Below are 14034 nucleotides of genomic sequence, written 5' to 3' on the forward strand. Positions count from 1 at the left end.
AGGGGTATGACGGACACTTTCCTCCTTAAATCACTAATTTCTGTCCGTCATCGGAGGTATGACGGACACGATCCTCTTAAAATTCTAAATTTCTGTCCGTCATCTCTAGCTTTAGTAGATACATAAGCATTCAATCAAACTTTTAATTAATGAACTTTTTATAGCATAAAGTCTAGTAATACCAGATAATACGTGGAAAGGAGTGCAATATCTATGGACCCTATCGTGATTCTTATTAGCTTGACGTTTATAATGGCATTATTTTTTTATGGAATTAATATTCATTTGCCTCGCTTGGCGAAACTGAAATACTATGTAGCACTAGTTTTGTTTGCACTGGGTTGTTTGGGCTGGATTGCAGTCTTGCTAAAGTATGGCTGGCTGCTGACCGCTGTCGTTAGTTCATGGTTGTTGGTATTAGCGGTAATAGCTTTAATGATCGCTTTCTTAATGGACCTCTACGATAAGAAAAAGAAACGAGTACACCATTAAATTTGAAACTTGTGTTCCAGTCAATCCGTATAATTAGATAATGATTTATTCTAGGGGTGATCGTCAATGACACTTTTTATCGGTATCCAGCTTTTTATGATCGGTTTGTTCCTGTTCTTCGGTTGGGCCATCGTGAAAAAGGAATGGTACTCGCTGATTTCTAATTTCAATGGCAAATCGAAGGATGAGCAACAGCAGCTAATCAAGAATGGCTATCCACAAAGAGTTGGGAAACTTATGGTCGTTACTGCCGTGGGAATGGCCATTTTGCTGCCTTTAAGCTTCACATCTTTCCAATATTCAATCGAAGTCCAGTTCGGCTTCATGATTGTATTTCTTTTAGGAGGTCTTATTTATCTCTCAAAATATGAAATAAAAGAGAAGCGAAAGCGGAGCTATATCTTTAGTACGCTTCTCGCCATTGGAACCATTGGGTTTACTGTATGGCTTTTCTTCTTAGGGTACCAGGACTTTGAAATGAGGGAGTATAAGGATTCCTTTGAAATCACAGGTATGTATGGTGGAGAATGGGACTATGCAGAAATTCGTCATATTGAACTTTTAGAGGAGATGCCCGAAGTGACGTGGAAACAAAATGGGTTCGGTCTAGCAACGATGGCAAAGGGCATTTTCAAGGTAGAGGAATACGGAAGCAGCCTGCTTTTTATCCACAAAGGCTCTCCACCTTATCTTTTCATCGAAACGGACAATGACAAGATATTCATTAACAGCAAGAATCGAGATGAAACCGAAGATTGGTATGATATTCTTTCTAAAAGAACTAAGTAAGAGTGTCCCGTTAAAAAACGGGCACCCTTTATTTATCTCGCGGGTTTCCCTCAGCACCTACACTATCGAGTCCATCCTTCGTGCCGATGATTCCGAAGGGAAAAACCATCAGCGATTAGAAAGTCCAGTTATTGGTATGATGAATTCAGGTTAACTTGTTTGACTTAAACGCTTACTAATAGTAACCTGAATAACGCTTACTAAAAGTAACAACAACTTTGGAGGAATAGATATGAACACATCTGAGACAAGCCTAGCCACGGTAATTCGTGAACGGCGTTCTGTCAGAAAATATGACCCTACCGTCAAGATCTCACAAGAAGAGATTTTAGATATTTTAAAAGAAGCTGCCCTGGCACCTTCTTCTAGCAATCTCCAGCCATGGAAGTTCCTCGTCATCCAGGATGAGGAAACAAAAAAAGAACTAAGAATGATCGCCAACAATCAGGAGCAGGTCGAAACTGCTTCAGCGGTTATTGCGGTTCTAGGCGACAGAGAAATGTATCATAATGGTGAAAAAGTATATCGCAGTTCATATGAAGCTGGGTATATGGACGAAACAATAATGAACAGAATGATTGAGAACACCAATAAATTATACTCTTCTGCACCTGTTGGGATAAGGGAGAACATCGCGTCTTTCGATGCCGGACTTGTTTCGATGCAACTCATGCTGATTGCCAAAGCCCGAGGTTATGATACTGTCCCAATGGGCGGATTCAACAAGCAGCAATTCATCGAAAAATTCAACATTGATGTCCGCTACATGCCCGTGCTTCTGCTGGCTCTTGGAAAGGCTGCTCAGCCAGGACATCCCACGACCCGTATTCCGGTTGAGGAAATTGTGGAATTCATATAAGCACATAGAAAAGAACTAGTCCGGGGACTAGTTCTTTTTATTAGGAATCTCACAACCATCGTCATCACAAATCATTCCGTCATCATTGTTCAAAACAGTGATTTGATTTTCGGCAATCACTTTTTTCAATGACTGGACGATAACATCCGTCGGCTGTGCGCCTGTAATGGCATACTTCTTATTGATCAGGAAGAATGGCACACCTGTGATGCCGTACTGCTGGCCGGTTCTCTCATCAGCACGGACTTCATCGGCCATCTCATCGCTGGCAAGCATTTCCTCTACTGCTCCACGATTTAGCCCGACTTCTACAGCAAGCTCTGTCAATGTTCCATGGTCGCCAATGTGCTTTGATTCCGTAAAATAGGCATGTAGGATTCTTTCGGTCATCTCTGCCATCAGTCCATGCTTTTTCGCAAACATCGCCAAACGGTGAGCATCAAATGTATTGGTTAAAATAAGTGTGTCCATATTATATTCCAGGCCGGCTTCCCTGGCCATTTGCACCATATTAGCCGTGCTCGCTTTCGCCTGGGCTACACTCATTCCATATTTCTTTGCTAAACCTTCATATATATTATACTCGATATCCCGTTCCATATTTGGATCGAGTTCGAAGCAACGATACGTCACTTCAATTGGGTGATCAATCTGTTTAATAGCGTCATCCAGACGCCTTTTGCCAATATAGCAGAACGGTCAAGCAAAGTCAGTCCACATTTCAATCTGCATTATGGATCCCTCCAGTTGGTTATTTCACACTATAGTATAGGTGTTAACCTGGTAAAATACACGAGATTCGACTCGGGAAGTGCAGTCTCACCAATGCAGATAGTGCCTTTCTATTCAATTTCATAAACAAGCCATTCTGACTGCCTTCCCCCCATTTTATTGTAAAGACCTTGAGCAACATAGTTATCCTTGGCCGTTTCCCATGTCATATAAGCGAAGTTATTTTCCCTGATATGTGCGAGACATTTTGCAAAAAGCTGCTCGCCTGCCTTTTGGCCTCTTGCATCGGCTGATACGAATAAGTCATTCAAAATAGCCGCCCGTTTTACCTGGAGAGTGCTGAAAGTATAATACAGGGTTGCAAATCCCACAATTTCTCCTTGGTTTTCAGCCACGAACTGCAAACCTGAGTCTGGATGTTCCTGTAAGTGTAGAATCAAATTTTTCAATTCTGCTTCATTTGGTTCTGGCTTCTTGTAAAAGTCAACAATGTATTGGGTCATTAAATGGTATAAATTTGGAATGTCTCGTTCTTCTGCAGGTCGTATAGTCAACTCTTCCATGCCATCGCCTCCGGAAATATATTTTTCTCAAGCTCTATAGCCTCTTTTATAATGCACAGTTTATTCTGATGAACGCCAAGAATAGTCAGGATTTCCTGTCTGCTCTTTTCCTCAAAATATCTGTTCCAAACAAACATCTTCCTGAATATTTTTAGAGTTGGAGCGTAATTAGCCTTTTCAACTCCAAGTTTTTGCAGAATGAATCTTCTGATGATCCTGTATTTTCTTTTTCGATAGGAAAGGTCCAAAAAAATAATCATATCTGCGTTTTCAAAGCTATCCGCAACCCACTCGTAATGGACACCTTCGATTATCCACGAATCGGTATTAACGATTGACTTCAAATATTCATCTCGTTCCCTGTCACTTCGCCTAATATCCCCCATATCGGTTCTTTTCCAGACAACATTGTCAAGCTCATGGTGCGGCAAGTTGAATCTGGCTGACAGACTTCTGGCCAGGGTCGTCTTCCCGCTTCCGACAGAACCAATGATATGGATTTTGTTAGGTTTAATTTTTGTCATAAAACATCATCACTTTTTCTATATTTAAACTACAATTTCTCTTCCTTTTTGGTATTTCCTCTTTTTTTCGCAAAATAAAAAAGCTGCCTGGGCAGCTTTTTCGAATTTATGCATTTTGCAGAGTCTGAATCTCTTTAAATGCTTGATGGAGATTTGATTTTACCATTATACCTTCGAGGTTGAGTCCAAGCGTCACCATTGTATGGGCAACCTCTGGACGGATGCCGGTCATGATGGTCTTTACCCCAACTAGTGATAGGGCGCTGATTACCTTGAACAGCTGGTCCGCTACCATCGTATCTACGATCATGACTCCGGACACATCAAAGATAAGGTGAGTAAGTTTGAGTTTTACAGCCTGGTCCAGTGTTTCTTCCATCAACAGCTGAGCCCTTTCAGTATCGACGTTCCCAACAAGAGGCAATACTCCGACTCCAGGCATTAACGGAACGACTGGTACTGACAGTTCCAACAATGCAGTTTTTGCGTTTTCAAGGCTCTTTTGATGCGCGTCGACAAACGTAAGGCTGAAGCTGTAGATAGCATGGTCCATCAATGGATCTATAATATCCAAAACACCAAAGATTGCAGAAGCAGGCATATCCTTTGCTTCTTCTTTGATTGCCTTCCAAATATGCTCGCGGTAATAGCTTGTATCTTTAAGTGCTTCATCAAGAGATGCGCCAAGCTTATAGATATACTCGCCAGTTTCTTTACCCCAGTTTGTTATTTTAGCAAATACCTTTTCTTGATCTTCATGCTCAATCAATGCTTGACCGAAAATTCCGATGAAGTCCGCCCGGATTTCAAGGATTTGCTGTTCAATTTTACCAAGGTCATACTTCTGGGCTTCTGTTAAAACGGAATCAGAATACCTGTCTTCGTGGACAGCTTTGGCGATATTATGCTTCCTGCTGACAATTGCTTCTCCTAATGCTTGCAGTTCTGTGGTCATGTAGATTCCTCCATGTGTTCAATGACAATTTTATATATATACTTCTACGGATTATATTCCAAAATACACTGTTATAATCCATCATAACGCAGGTTCAGAATGCAGGACAAGTTTTTGCACTTATGGACGTTCACCAAATCTGATTTCCAGGACGAATAAATCAGTTTCTTTTCGCCACATCTAGCTTTCAATCGGGAAATTATGTACAGAAAAGGACTGCAGCCATTCAAGATTAGTTAATTGATGGCAGCAGTCCTCTTTTATAAAAGTATGCAATTAAATTCATCGCAGGCTCTGGCATTTTTTTCGGGAAGCGTTCATGCCTGTAATATTTATAAAAAACGCTTTTTAGGTCCTCCCACTGAGAACATTGCTTCGTCTGCCGGAACCGAGCCACATCTATAAGCTTGACTTCATCATCAGGAGTGATGATTATATTCCGCAGATGTATATCAGACGGATTCAAGCCTTTTTCTCTTGCAAGCTTAAGGGCTTGATCGACATCCTCAATATGGCCAGCGGCAATCGGCATGCCATTTACCAAACATTGATAAAGCGTCATGCCCCGGACATAATCCATGACCAGATAATTGTTTCCCGACTTATGAAGAGAAGGGAAGAATGGATTTCCAGCAAGCTCCCTATAAATCCCCGCCTCTTCTGCTGCCACCTTTTCAAATTGCGGAAAGAAAACCTTTAAAACAAGATTTGTACCGTCAATTCGGAACGCGAACGCACTTCTTCCCTCTCCAATCAGCTTTAGTGATGGATCTTTATGAATCAAAGCTGCTTTTAATCCTCGAGTTGAATAAACTACACTATCTGCCAGATGTTTATATTGATTCATTCTTCCGCTCCTCTCACCGTGGTCCCGAAAGGCGGGGTCTGGTTTTTCCATAAGCACAGATTCCACAGTTCAGCCCTTCACCACCTTAATCATGTCTTCGTCCCAGCTTTCAACTCCCTGTTTAAAGACCAGCTTTGTTTTAAAATGATAAGAGATATCCTTGCTTGAAGGAGGGACATCCAGCGGCAGCAGGAAACTGAACGGCACCATATCATCTCCATCTGGCTGAATCCTCAACTGTACATCGATTGATACAGTATCCAGTACGTTTTCTGCTTCAGTCTTTAAATTCACCATGACAAGGGCACACTCAATGAGCTGGAGGTCCTGGTCAACCGTCCCGCCCTTGATTAAAAACTTCCCATTCACCGAATCACCAGGGATTAAAACATCCTTCTCCAAAATCAGGTCGATCTGGGCGGAGCCAACCCCTAGCAAAGACATATACTTTCTTAGTAACATCCTGTTCCTCCGTCTATTTACTTTTTTGGATTGGTGTATTTGTCATCAAGCCGCTTTTCGATGATTTCGATCCGCTTTTGGTCTGCTAACAATTCTTCTTTGTTCTTTTTTACAAGTTCCTCAAAACGAAGCTGTAATTTCTTCACAACATCCACACTCCAATAATTAAATTTATGTTTCAAGTTAAAAAAATGTCTCTGTAAAAACTCTTTTTAGCGTGCATATATTTATTCCATATGAACCCGCCTGCTTCTTCGAGAAAGTGATACTATGGATTTGGGCCGTAAGTTCCTTTTGCTCTTTTACGGAGACATACCCCATCATCGTGTCACCATAATCTCCTTTTCTTCACTAGTACGGTTTCATTCGTCTTCAGTCTTTCCAAAAAAGACCTTCACCCGCTCAGGTGAAGGTCAGAAAACAAATAAAGACCTTCACCAAATATGGCAAAGGTCTTGCTAACAACGATTGTTGCCAACAAAGCCGGGAGAGATCTCCGTAATGACGACTCTGTTGTGAAAGCTACTCCCCTTTAGGAGAAACTATTCAAATGTATACGATTATGATACATGACAGTGCGCATTCCGTCAATTGATTGGAATCAAATTGGTAAGTAATCCCTCTGCTATTGCTCTCATGCTAAATCTTACTTACCGTTACCTTTCCCTTTTTCCTTGTCTTCATTTTTATCACTGTCATCGTCTTCTTCGTTATCTCCGTCTTCTTGTTTTTCTTTATTTTTCTTGGCTTCTTCACGCTTTTTTTCTTCAGCTTTTTTTGCTGCTTCTCTTTGCTGCTCTTCGGCCTTTTTTGCTGCTTCTCTTTGTTGCTCTTCAGCCTTTTTGGCTGCTTTCCTTTGCTGCTCTTCAGCTTTCTTAGCTGCCTCACGTTCTTGTTCTTCAGCTTTTTTCACAGCTTTAGCCTTTTCTTCGGCCTTTGTTACACTTTGTGCTGAAGCAACACTTACCTGCTGGTCAGTAGATTGTTCAGTTACTGTTTCTTCATTTTCACTTTCTTTTTCATCTACTGCTTCAGTTTCATCGACAGGCTGTTCGGTTTCTTCCGTAATCTCTTCTTCGGACCCTTCTTTGTTTTCATCAGTTTCTGTATCTTTATCTGTTTCTTCATCAGATGCCTGTTTTTTGCCTGATGCTAGGCCTTTCATTTGAGATGGATGAACACCAAGCTGCTTAGCTGCCTGTCCGAATCCAATCTTTTCTTCGGTATATAAATCAGTGATTTCTTCTACTGGTTTGCCAGCTGCTTCTGCCAGCCAGAAGATTTGAGCTATTTGGCCATATCCCAACTCCAGTTCACGCAGCTGAGAAACCATTTCCTGGTCCAAATCCTTCACTACGTTAGCAACGACCTTCGCTTGTTCTGTTGCTTCTTCAACCTCTTCCTTCAGCTCATCTTCCAGGTCTTCAGTCAACTCATCTTCAATTTCCGATACTTCTTCAAGCCCTTCCGTCAGACCGTCTTCTCCTTCAGTATCCACCTCATCTTCTACAATCACTTCCGTTACCTTATCCTGTGCTTCTTCAAGCGCTGCTAAATATTCCTCAAAGGCTACTTGAACGAATTCTGTTTTTTCTTCAGCTGACATCGCTGTAGCTTCAGCCAATCTCTCGTTCGCGAATTCCAGGAGAAGCTGGGCTTCTTTTTCATCATCGAAGGTTACTAGTAGCTTCAATTCCTCAAATAATTGATCAAACGTAAATAAAAACTCGTCAGGAGTCGTTCCCGGATCTACTGTTTGGACTATCTCATCTGCAGAGACTCCCGTTCCAAAAGCAAGCACTCCGGTCAAAATTGTTGATGCTAAAAGCTTCTTCATTCCAATACCTCCACTTTTTCCTATATTGGAATTAAAATCGACAAAAAAAGTGCTGTCCGAAGAGCAGCACATACACAAGCTATGTGAATCTTCGGCAACTGGCTGGCATGGTCGATGACTTTAGCCCCTGTAGCTTTGCGCCCCCAGATTTCTCTGGGTTTGCCATTATCGGATTTTAATTCTACTTTTATCTTACTTATTCGACAGGGAAAAATAAATAGAAATTTTAAAAACTTAATATTATTCTGCAGCCTTCCCAAACTTCCCTTCCTGATAATCGCGATAAGCCTGGCGAATCTCCTCCATCGAATTCATCACAAACGGTCCGTAGGCCACCACTTCCTCTTTAATTGGCTTCCCGGAATATACCAATCCTCTTGATCGCTTATTCGCTTTCAGCATTAGTCTGCTTGCACCTACGCCTCCGTCATTAAAAGTCAAAGTCGCTGCGGATGATTTTTTGAGGTTTGTCTGGCTTGAGCCCGCATCGATTTCACCGGATAGGATATATAAGAACGCGTTATGTGATTCCGGTAATTCATATGTGAAGTTAGCTCCCTCTGCTAGCTGAATTTCTGATAGAGTAAACGGCACTAATGGCTCGAGAGGCCCTTTCACTCCAGCAGTTTCTCCTGAATACACCTTTAAAGTTCCGCCTTCAAACTGGACAACAGGTGCATCTTCCGAAAATACGTTTTGATAAGAGGTGGTTGTGCTTTTCAACTCCTTAGGCAAGTTCAGCCAGAGCTGCAGTGTATGTGCTATATCATTGTCCACTGCCTCTTCAGCATGCCTCGCACCACTACCGGCGTTCATGTACTGGATATCACCAGATTCCAGGATACTGTGACCACCATGATTGTCAATGTGCTCAAGCCTTCCGTCAATGATATATGTGATTGTCTGGAAACCGCGATGCGGGTGATCGGAAAACGTCCCGCGCTTAAACCAGTCCTCCGCCATTAAAATGAAAGGATCCAACTCCCTCCAGTTTTGCGGATTAAGTACAAGTCCCGCCTGGACGTGCGGCATCCCTCTCTCTTCATATTGAACGGTCCAATGGTTCTTGATATCTCTATTAAACATTTACATAACCCCTTTATCTAAATTAGCCTAAGTTCTTATCACCAAATTATAACAATCCTATGATATATTTTAAAATAAAGATACTTTAAACTGAGAGATATAGATATGCATGACTGGATTTACTCAATTCCGATCCAGCAGAAGGATTGATACACAGGGGCAGGTAAAATATATGAATATAAAGCAAGATTTCAATTGGGTAGGAAACGAGGAAAGTTTTGTGGACCAGCCAAGTACTGTTGAGTTGGGCACTATCTGCATTGGCAGGTACGGAGGGAGTTCCAGTGCAGGCCAATACAAAAATGAGGATGGCTGCTTCATTTTGACAGATCCTGAACAGGATTGGGAGTTTCTGATTCTTTTAGATGCCCACACTAGTGCCGAAAGTGCTGAAATGATTGTTGAAACCTTCAGGCAACAAAAGGATAAAATACGAAATCTCCTCTCCCTATCTATAAATGAAGCTTTTCGAAGTTTGGAACATTTTACACTTAATCTTTTTCAAAGTGAAGATTTTTTAGAGGCTTGCCAGAGAATTAATGGAGAAACTGCCTGCTTGATCGTCTCCAGGAAAGGCAAGTACTGCTGGTGGTTTTCTGTTGGCGACTGTCTATTCTACTTGCACCATCCCGAACTTGCCTCACTTGGCCAGTATCAAGTGAACCAGCGCCATTTTTTTGAATGGATTGGTCAAGTAAACACCTTTAATCAAGCTGTTCCTTGCTTCAGCATCGGAACAAAGGAATTACGAAAAGGCGTGAATCATCTCATTATGACAACGGATGGCCTGGTTGAGTGCCCAGGGGAGCCATACATAGACCCAAAAGCCATTTTCAATGAATTCTCTCATTCGTCCAACAAAAATGGAGTAAGAAAACTGCTTAAAAGAATTCAAGATAACAATGTACGTGATAGCACAACCATCGTATCCTGGATGGTGGCCATCGAGGAAGAAGCGACAATACCAAGTGAATAAAAACGGGAAAGACGCTCAAATGTATCTATTTGGGCGTGTTTTTTTATTTAGTTTTCCGTAGACCTGAGACTTATAGCTCGCCTCAACTATTATTCTAGTAAACTGTATTGTGAGAAGACCTTTTATCCTATATAATATAAAACTGGCTTTTAAATAACGTGGTTCGTAACCATCCCACGTAAAAAAACTAGGAGAGATGAAAAAATGAATACGAGAACGATTGTCCGGAACGGGATTCTGGCTGCTTTATATATAGCCGTTTCTGCCGTCATCCAGCCATTTGGCTTCACCAATGTGCAATTCCGCGTATCGGAAATGTTCAACCACTTAATTGTTTTCAATAAGAAATATTTCTTTGGAATCGTATTGGGTGTGTTTTTAACAAATCTGCTCTTTTCACCAATGGTCGCATACGACCTTGTCTTTGGAGTGGGCCAGTCTGTGATATCCTTGCTGATTACTATTTTCACAGCAAAATATATTAAAAGCATCATCGGGCGCATGATCGTGAATACAGTGGTTTTCACCTTCACGATGTTCCTGATTGCAATTGAATTGAACCTGGCATTCCAATTGCCATTCTGGTTCACATGGCTGACAACGGCTGCAGGCGAATTTACGGTAATGGCTGTAGGTATCCCTGTAATGCTTGCAATTCACAAGCGCGTAAACCTTGAAAAATTGGTTTAGATATATGAAAACGCATGGAGAGAAATCCATGCGTTTTTTATACCTTATACCTTATACTTGAAGGCTGCCCGTAAACTTCATCAGAAACTCCCTATCTTCTTTGAAGCCAAAATCTGATTTGCTCATCTCACTCACCTTTTTCCAGGCAATTTCATGGATTAATCCATCAGGGTCCTGAATCCGCAGGTCTCCTCCTATTATTTTTATCTCGAAGTACTGAACCTTGACTTCCACTCCAAAAAAGACGCCAGTTTTCACAAAAAGCTGTCGGACGATTTCTGCTTCATATCCGGTCTCTTCCAGCACTTCCCTGATGCAGCACTGCTCAAAAGTCTCTCCGTCTTCCTTACCGCCAGCAGGTACTGCCCATAGTTTTTCTTCGTCCTTTTTCCCCTGGCGAACCATGAGGATCTCTCCCTGTTCATTTAAACAAACTCCAGCAGACCCCTCCCAAATATCCATTCTCTTGCCCCTTTAAGATAGCCATGATTTATAAGCCGTATGTATATTCCTTTTTACGCCTTTTAACTCTATACATATTCGCATCTGCTATGGATAACAATTCATCCATTTTCCCAATCGAGCGATTGGAGTATGCGTATCCAATTGATATTTCAATTTTATACTCTTGTTTGTCCATGTTAAAAAGGGCAATAGATGACTCGATAAAATTGATAAGGTCGGACACGGATTCTTCTTTCTTATCAGCCAGGAGAATGGCGAATTCATCGCCTCCGATTCTTGAGACAGAAATATTATCCGAAGAGAAGGATTTTAATAGCTTCGCTGTTTCAATTAACAGCCTGTCCCCTTGCTTATGTCCAAATGAATCATTCATCATTTTTAAATTATCTAAATCACACAAAATGATTGCAATAGGACTATTCTTTTTTATATTAAAAAATGCTGCCTTTTGTTCGAAATATTGACGATTATAGATTCCTGTTAAGGCATCATGGTAAATCCGATATTCCAAGTCTTTCTGCAGTTGGATTTTTTCATCAATATTTCGAATGATTCCCTGGACAGCAACTAGTTGTCCATCCTCATATACCGGGCTTGCATGTTCTTCAAACCAGAGGTAGCGGCCATCTGGGCCCAGCCATCTCTGAAGGATAGGCTTTGAATAATCCAGATTTCCTGTCACTTTATTATGTAAATGATCAACATCATCAGGATGAGAACGCTCAAAACAGTCGAATGGATTTTCCATGGCCGCTTTTACGACCCCTGGACCCAAATAAAGGTCCAGAGAAGGACTTATATATTTAAATTTAAATTCCGGCTTTACTTGATAATAGTAAACGATATCCTTTGAGTCTTCCACTAGCCTGACAATCCTCTGTTCCTGTTCATTCGGTTCATGATCATGAAACCTTTTTAGCCTTGATCGATAAATCAAGATTGTTAATCCAACCCCAACAGCAAACCCACTTATTAACTCCATAACATCCAACCCCTGTATACCAAAGATGCGAATCTTCCCATATAATGGATTTTATCACAAAAGAAATAATAGAAATATATCTTTAAAAACTTTTGTTCTCCTATTCTCTTCTATTAAATCTCATAGCAGAAATTGTTCCAACTTTAATAAAGCCGCTTACCTTAACAACTTCCTATATAAGACAACTGCCAAATGCCCTGACACCGAATAGGATTAAATGTGAAAAGTACCTTTCGATGCAAAAACAGCCTTAATAAAAGACCTTGCGTAAACATATATATCTATCATTGCAGGACTTTTTTCCGGGGAGGGTCATAATGATCATTCATGTTGTCCAAAGAGGTGAATCACTGTGGCAAATCGCAAACAGATATCAAGTGACAATTCCACAGATTACTGATATTAACGGTCTTGAAAACCCAAACCAGCTGGTCGTTGGCCTGGCCTTGCTTATTCCATCTCATGATACTTTCCATTCAGTTCGATCCGGAGAAGCATTATGGTCAATTGCCCAGCGTTACGGGACGACCGTAGATGCCATCATCCGGGCTAATGCTATAACCAACCCTGCCCTAATCTACCCTGGGACCGTACTCCGCATACCAGCCACCCGCCACACGATCCAGCGCGGTGAAACCTTATGGCACATATCCCAGCGTTATGGGGTAACCATACAGGCGATCATCAAGGCCAATCAAATCCAAAATCCGAATCTGCTGTATCCAGGGACTATTCTATTCATTCCAAAACCAAAACCAACGATTGAATCAAATGCATTCACCTATCATTCTGACGAGAAGGCAATTGAGCTGGTCGGCGAAGTAGCCGATTTGATGACCTATATTGCTCCGTTCGCATATGTCATCCAGCCTGACGGTTCGCTTGTTCTTTACATGAAGGATGATACCGAAGCCATCCAGACTGGGCTGGCAAAAGGCGCACTGCCAATGATGTCGATCACCAACTTTACAGCGACTGAGGCTGGGGAGAATATCGCCCATGAAGTTCTTGCTAGTGAAGCAAATCGCAGCACACTGCTCAACAATACCCTTACTGTTATGCGTGAAAAAGGTTACCGTGGCTTGAACATTGATTTCGAAAATGTCCTGCCTGCTGACCGTGAGCTTTATAATACATTTCTGCAAGAAGCTGTTGATGCCCTTCATAAAGAAGGCTATTTTGTTTCAACCTCTCTGGCGCCAAAAATCAGTGCCGATCAAAAAGGATTATTATATGAAGCGCATGATTATCCTGCACACGGCAGGATAGCAGATTTTGTTGTTTTGATGACATACGAATGGGGCTACCGTTTCGGATCGCCTCAGGCTGTTTCACCATTGAACGAAATCCGCAGAGTGCTTGATTATGCCATTACCGCTATCCCAAGGAATAAAATCCTGATGGGATTCCAGCTATATGCAAGAGACTGGATCATCCCCCATGTTCAGGGCCAGGAAGCTGAAACATACAGCCCGCAGGAAGCAGTTAATCGCGCCATCAGATATGGCGCTGCGATTCAATATGATACTGTAGCCGCATCGCCATATTTCCGATACACCGATGAACAGGGCCGCCAGCACCAAGTATGGTTCGAAGACGCCCGCAGTGCCCAGGCAAAGTTTGATCTGATTAAGCAATATAACTTGCGTGGAGTCAGCTACTGGGTGCTTGGCTACCCATTCCCGCAAAACTGGGCACTGCTGGACGATAATTTTAATATCAAGAAGTTGAAGGAAGACCTTTTAGATTAACATATTAAAATAGCCTTCTAGTGA

17 protein-coding genes and 2 riboswitches are annotated in these 14034 nt (G+C 41.7%); of the genes, 6 read left to right on the forward strand and 11 right to left on the reverse strand.

Translation table 11 applies throughout. From position 1 onward, the window contains the following. Nucleotides 1-213 precede the first annotated feature (213 nt). The 3 genes from TY49_RS19860 to TY49_RS19870 all read left to right on the forward strand — a co-directional run bounded on the left by TY49_RS19860 (nt 214) and on the right by TY49_RS19870 (nt 2140). The gene (locus TY49_RS19860) at nt 214-492 is read left to right on the forward strand and encodes a hypothetical protein (protein WP_041967649.1); all 279 of its coding nucleotides are present in this window, start codon (nt 214-216) and stop codon (nt 490-492) included. 66 nt (nt 493-558) lie between these two features. Beyond that, entirely contained in the window at nt 559-1281 is a 723-nt protein-coding gene (locus tag TY49_RS19865; protein WP_041967650.1) for a DUF3784 domain-containing protein, read from the forward strand. A 232-nt stretch (nt 1282-1513) separates the two neighbouring features. Further along, complete coding sequence (locus TY49_RS19870; RefSeq protein WP_041967651.1) at nt 1514-2140, forward strand: nitroreductase family protein; 627 nt, start codon at nt 1514-1516, stop codon at nt 2138-2140. 27 nt (nt 2141-2167) lie between these two features. On the opposite strand, the gene TY49_RS19875 is transcribed toward TY49_RS19870, so the two are convergent. From TY49_RS19875 to TY49_RS19915, 9 genes are all read right to left on the reverse strand, one after another. Continuing rightward, nucleotides 2168-2827, reverse strand: a complete 660-nt coding sequence (locus TY49_RS19875; protein ID WP_269745777.1) for a DsbA family oxidoreductase — start codon at nt 2825-2827, stop codon at nt 2168-2170. A gap of 155 nt (nt 2828-2982) precedes the next feature. Next, nucleotides 2983-3435, reverse strand: coding sequence for a GNAT family N-acetyltransferase (locus TY49_RS19880; protein ID WP_041967653.1), 453 nt, complete (start codon nt 3433-3435; stop codon nt 2983-2985). Then, nucleotides 3423-3959 carry an AAA family ATPase gene (locus tag TY49_RS19885; RefSeq protein ID WP_041967654.1) on the reverse strand — a complete coding sequence of 179 codons (537 nt, stop codon included), beginning with the start codon at nt 3957-3959 and terminating at the stop codon, nt 3423-3425. The genes TY49_RS19880 and TY49_RS19885 overlap by 13 nt, the downstream gene beginning before the upstream one ends. Before the next feature lie 106 nt (nt 3960-4065). Beyond that, the gene (locus tag TY49_RS19890) at nt 4066-4914 is read right to left on the reverse strand and encodes an STAS domain-containing protein (protein WP_041967655.1); all 849 of its coding nucleotides are present in this window, start codon (nt 4912-4914) and stop codon (nt 4066-4068) included. A gap of 232 nt (nt 4915-5146) precedes the next feature. Next, nucleotides 5147-5761, reverse strand: coding sequence for a serine/threonine protein kinase (locus TY49_RS19895; protein ID WP_041967656.1), 615 nt, complete (start codon nt 5759-5761; stop codon nt 5147-5149). 69 nt (nt 5762-5830) lie between these two features. Next, entirely contained in the window at nt 5831-6223 is a 393-nt protein-coding gene (locus TY49_RS19900; protein WP_041967657.1) for a sporulation protein, read from the reverse strand. A gap of 17 nt (nt 6224-6240) precedes the next feature. Next, nucleotides 6241-6369, reverse strand: a complete 129-nt coding sequence (locus TY49_RS24810) for an FbpB family small basic protein (protein ID WP_156972738.1) — start codon at nt 6367-6369, stop codon at nt 6241-6243. A gap of 500 nt (nt 6370-6869) precedes the next feature. Beyond that, nucleotides 6870-8060: a DUF5667 domain-containing protein gene (locus tag TY49_RS19905; RefSeq protein ID WP_041967658.1), complete on the reverse strand. Its 1191-nt coding sequence runs from the start codon at nt 8058-8060 to the stop codon at nt 6870-6872. Between the two features lie 90 nt (nt 8061-8150). Then, nucleotides 8151-8234: riboswitch (cyclic di-GMP riboswitch) on the reverse strand. A 66-nt stretch (nt 8235-8300) separates the two neighbouring features. Then, nucleotides 8301-9146, reverse strand: a complete 846-nt coding sequence (locus TY49_RS19915; protein ID WP_041967660.1) for a pirin family protein — start codon at nt 9144-9146, stop codon at nt 8301-8303. Between the two features lie 172 nt (nt 9147-9318). Here TY49_RS19915 and TY49_RS19920 point away from each other — a divergent pair, with 172 nt between their 5' ends. Then, nucleotides 9319-10122, forward strand: a complete 804-nt coding sequence (locus tag TY49_RS19920; protein WP_041967718.1) for a PP2C family serine/threonine-protein phosphatase — start codon at nt 9319-9321, stop codon at nt 10120-10122. Nucleotides 10123-10274: 152 nt separating this feature from the next. Further along, nucleotides 10275-10319: riboswitch (PreQ1 riboswitch) on the forward strand. 7 nt (nt 10320-10326) lie between these two features. Next, nucleotides 10327-10812 (forward strand): QueT transporter family protein, encoded by a 486-nt coding sequence (locus TY49_RS19925; protein WP_041967661.1) that lies wholly within the window; start codon nt 10327-10329, stop codon nt 10810-10812. Nucleotides 10813-10863: 51 nt separating this feature from the next. Here the strand turns inward: TY49_RS19925 and TY49_RS19930 are convergent, their stop codons facing one another. Both TY49_RS19930 and TY49_RS19935 read right to left on the reverse strand, forming a co-directional pair. Then, a complete protein-coding gene (locus TY49_RS19930) occupies nt 10864-11274 on the reverse strand; it encodes an NUDIX hydrolase (protein WP_041967662.1) in 411 nt (136 codons plus the stop codon). A 28-nt stretch (nt 11275-11302) separates the two neighbouring features. Then, nucleotides 11303-12259 carry a sensor domain-containing diguanylate cyclase gene (locus TY49_RS19935; protein WP_041967663.1) on the reverse strand — a complete coding sequence of 319 codons (957 nt, stop codon included), beginning with the start codon at nt 12257-12259 and terminating at the stop codon, nt 11303-11305. A gap of 317 nt (nt 12260-12576) precedes the next feature. Between TY49_RS19935 and TY49_RS19940 the strand changes: the two genes are divergently transcribed. Beyond that, on the forward strand, nt 12577-14010 hold the full coding sequence (locus tag TY49_RS19940; protein WP_041967664.1) for a glycoside hydrolase family 18 protein: 1434 nt from the start codon (nt 12577-12579) through the stop codon (nt 14008-14010). The last annotated feature ends 24 nt before the right edge of the window (nt 14011-14034 follow it).

This window comes from Mesobacillus selenatarsenatis SF-1 (assembly GCF_000813125.1).
In the GTDB taxonomy this organism is placed as follows: domain Bacteria; phylum Bacillota; class Bacilli; order Bacillales; family Cytobacillaceae; genus Mesobacillus; species Mesobacillus selenatarsenatis.

Excerpts from the sequence above, each read along its gene's own strand:
- TY49_RS19920 (WP_041967718.1), top strand. The coding sequence starts at position 9,319 with ATGAATATAAAGCAAGATTTCAATTGGGTAGGAAACGAGGAAAGTTTT.
- TY49_RS19895 (WP_041967656.1), bottom strand. The coding sequence starts at position 5,761 with ATGAATCAATATAAACATCTGGCAGATAGTGTAGTTTATTCAACTCGA.
- TY49_RS19865 (WP_041967650.1), top strand. The coding sequence starts at position 559 with ATGACACTTTTTATCGGTATCCAGCTTTTTATGATCGGTTTGTTCCTG.
- TY49_RS19900 (WP_041967657.1), bottom strand. The coding sequence starts at position 6,223 with ATGTTACTAAGAAAGTATATGTCTTTGCTAGGGGTTGGCTCCGCCCAG.
- TY49_RS19860 (WP_041967649.1), top strand. The coding sequence starts at position 214 with ATGGACCCTATCGTGATTCTTATTAGCTTGACGTTTATAATGGCATTA.
- TY49_RS19930 (WP_041967662.1), bottom strand. The coding sequence starts at position 11,274 with ATGGATATTTGGGAGGGGTCTGCTGGAGTTTGTTTAAATGAACAGGGA.
- TY49_RS19915 (WP_041967660.1), bottom strand. The coding sequence starts at position 9,146 with ATGTTTAATAGAGATATCAAGAACCATTGGACCGTTCAATATGAAGAG.
- TY49_RS19880 (WP_041967653.1), bottom strand. The coding sequence starts at position 3,435 with ATGGAAGAGTTGACTATACGACCTGCAGAAGAACGAGACATTCCAAAT.
- TY49_RS19905 (WP_041967658.1), bottom strand. The coding sequence starts at position 8,060 with ATGAAGAAGCTTTTAGCATCAACAATTTTGACCGGAGTGCTTGCTTTT.
- TY49_RS19890 (WP_041967655.1), bottom strand. The coding sequence starts at position 4,914 with ATGACCACAGAACTGCAAGCATTAGGAGAAGCAATTGTCAGCAGGAAG.
- TY49_RS19870 (WP_041967651.1), top strand. The coding sequence starts at position 1,514 with ATGAACACATCTGAGACAAGCCTAGCCACGGTAATTCGTGAACGGCGT.
- TY49_RS19885 (WP_041967654.1), bottom strand. The coding sequence starts at position 3,959 with ATGACAAAAATTAAACCTAACAAAATCCATATCATTGGTTCTGTCGGA.
- TY49_RS19925 (WP_041967661.1), top strand. The coding sequence starts at position 10,327 with ATGAATACGAGAACGATTGTCCGGAACGGGATTCTGGCTGCTTTATAT.
- TY49_RS19935 (WP_041967663.1), bottom strand. The coding sequence starts at position 12,259 with ATGGAGTTAATAAGTGGGTTTGCTGTTGGGGTTGGATTAACAATCTTG.
- TY49_RS19940 (WP_041967664.1), top strand. The coding sequence starts at position 12,577 with ATGATCATTCATGTTGTCCAAAGAGGTGAATCACTGTGGCAAATCGCA.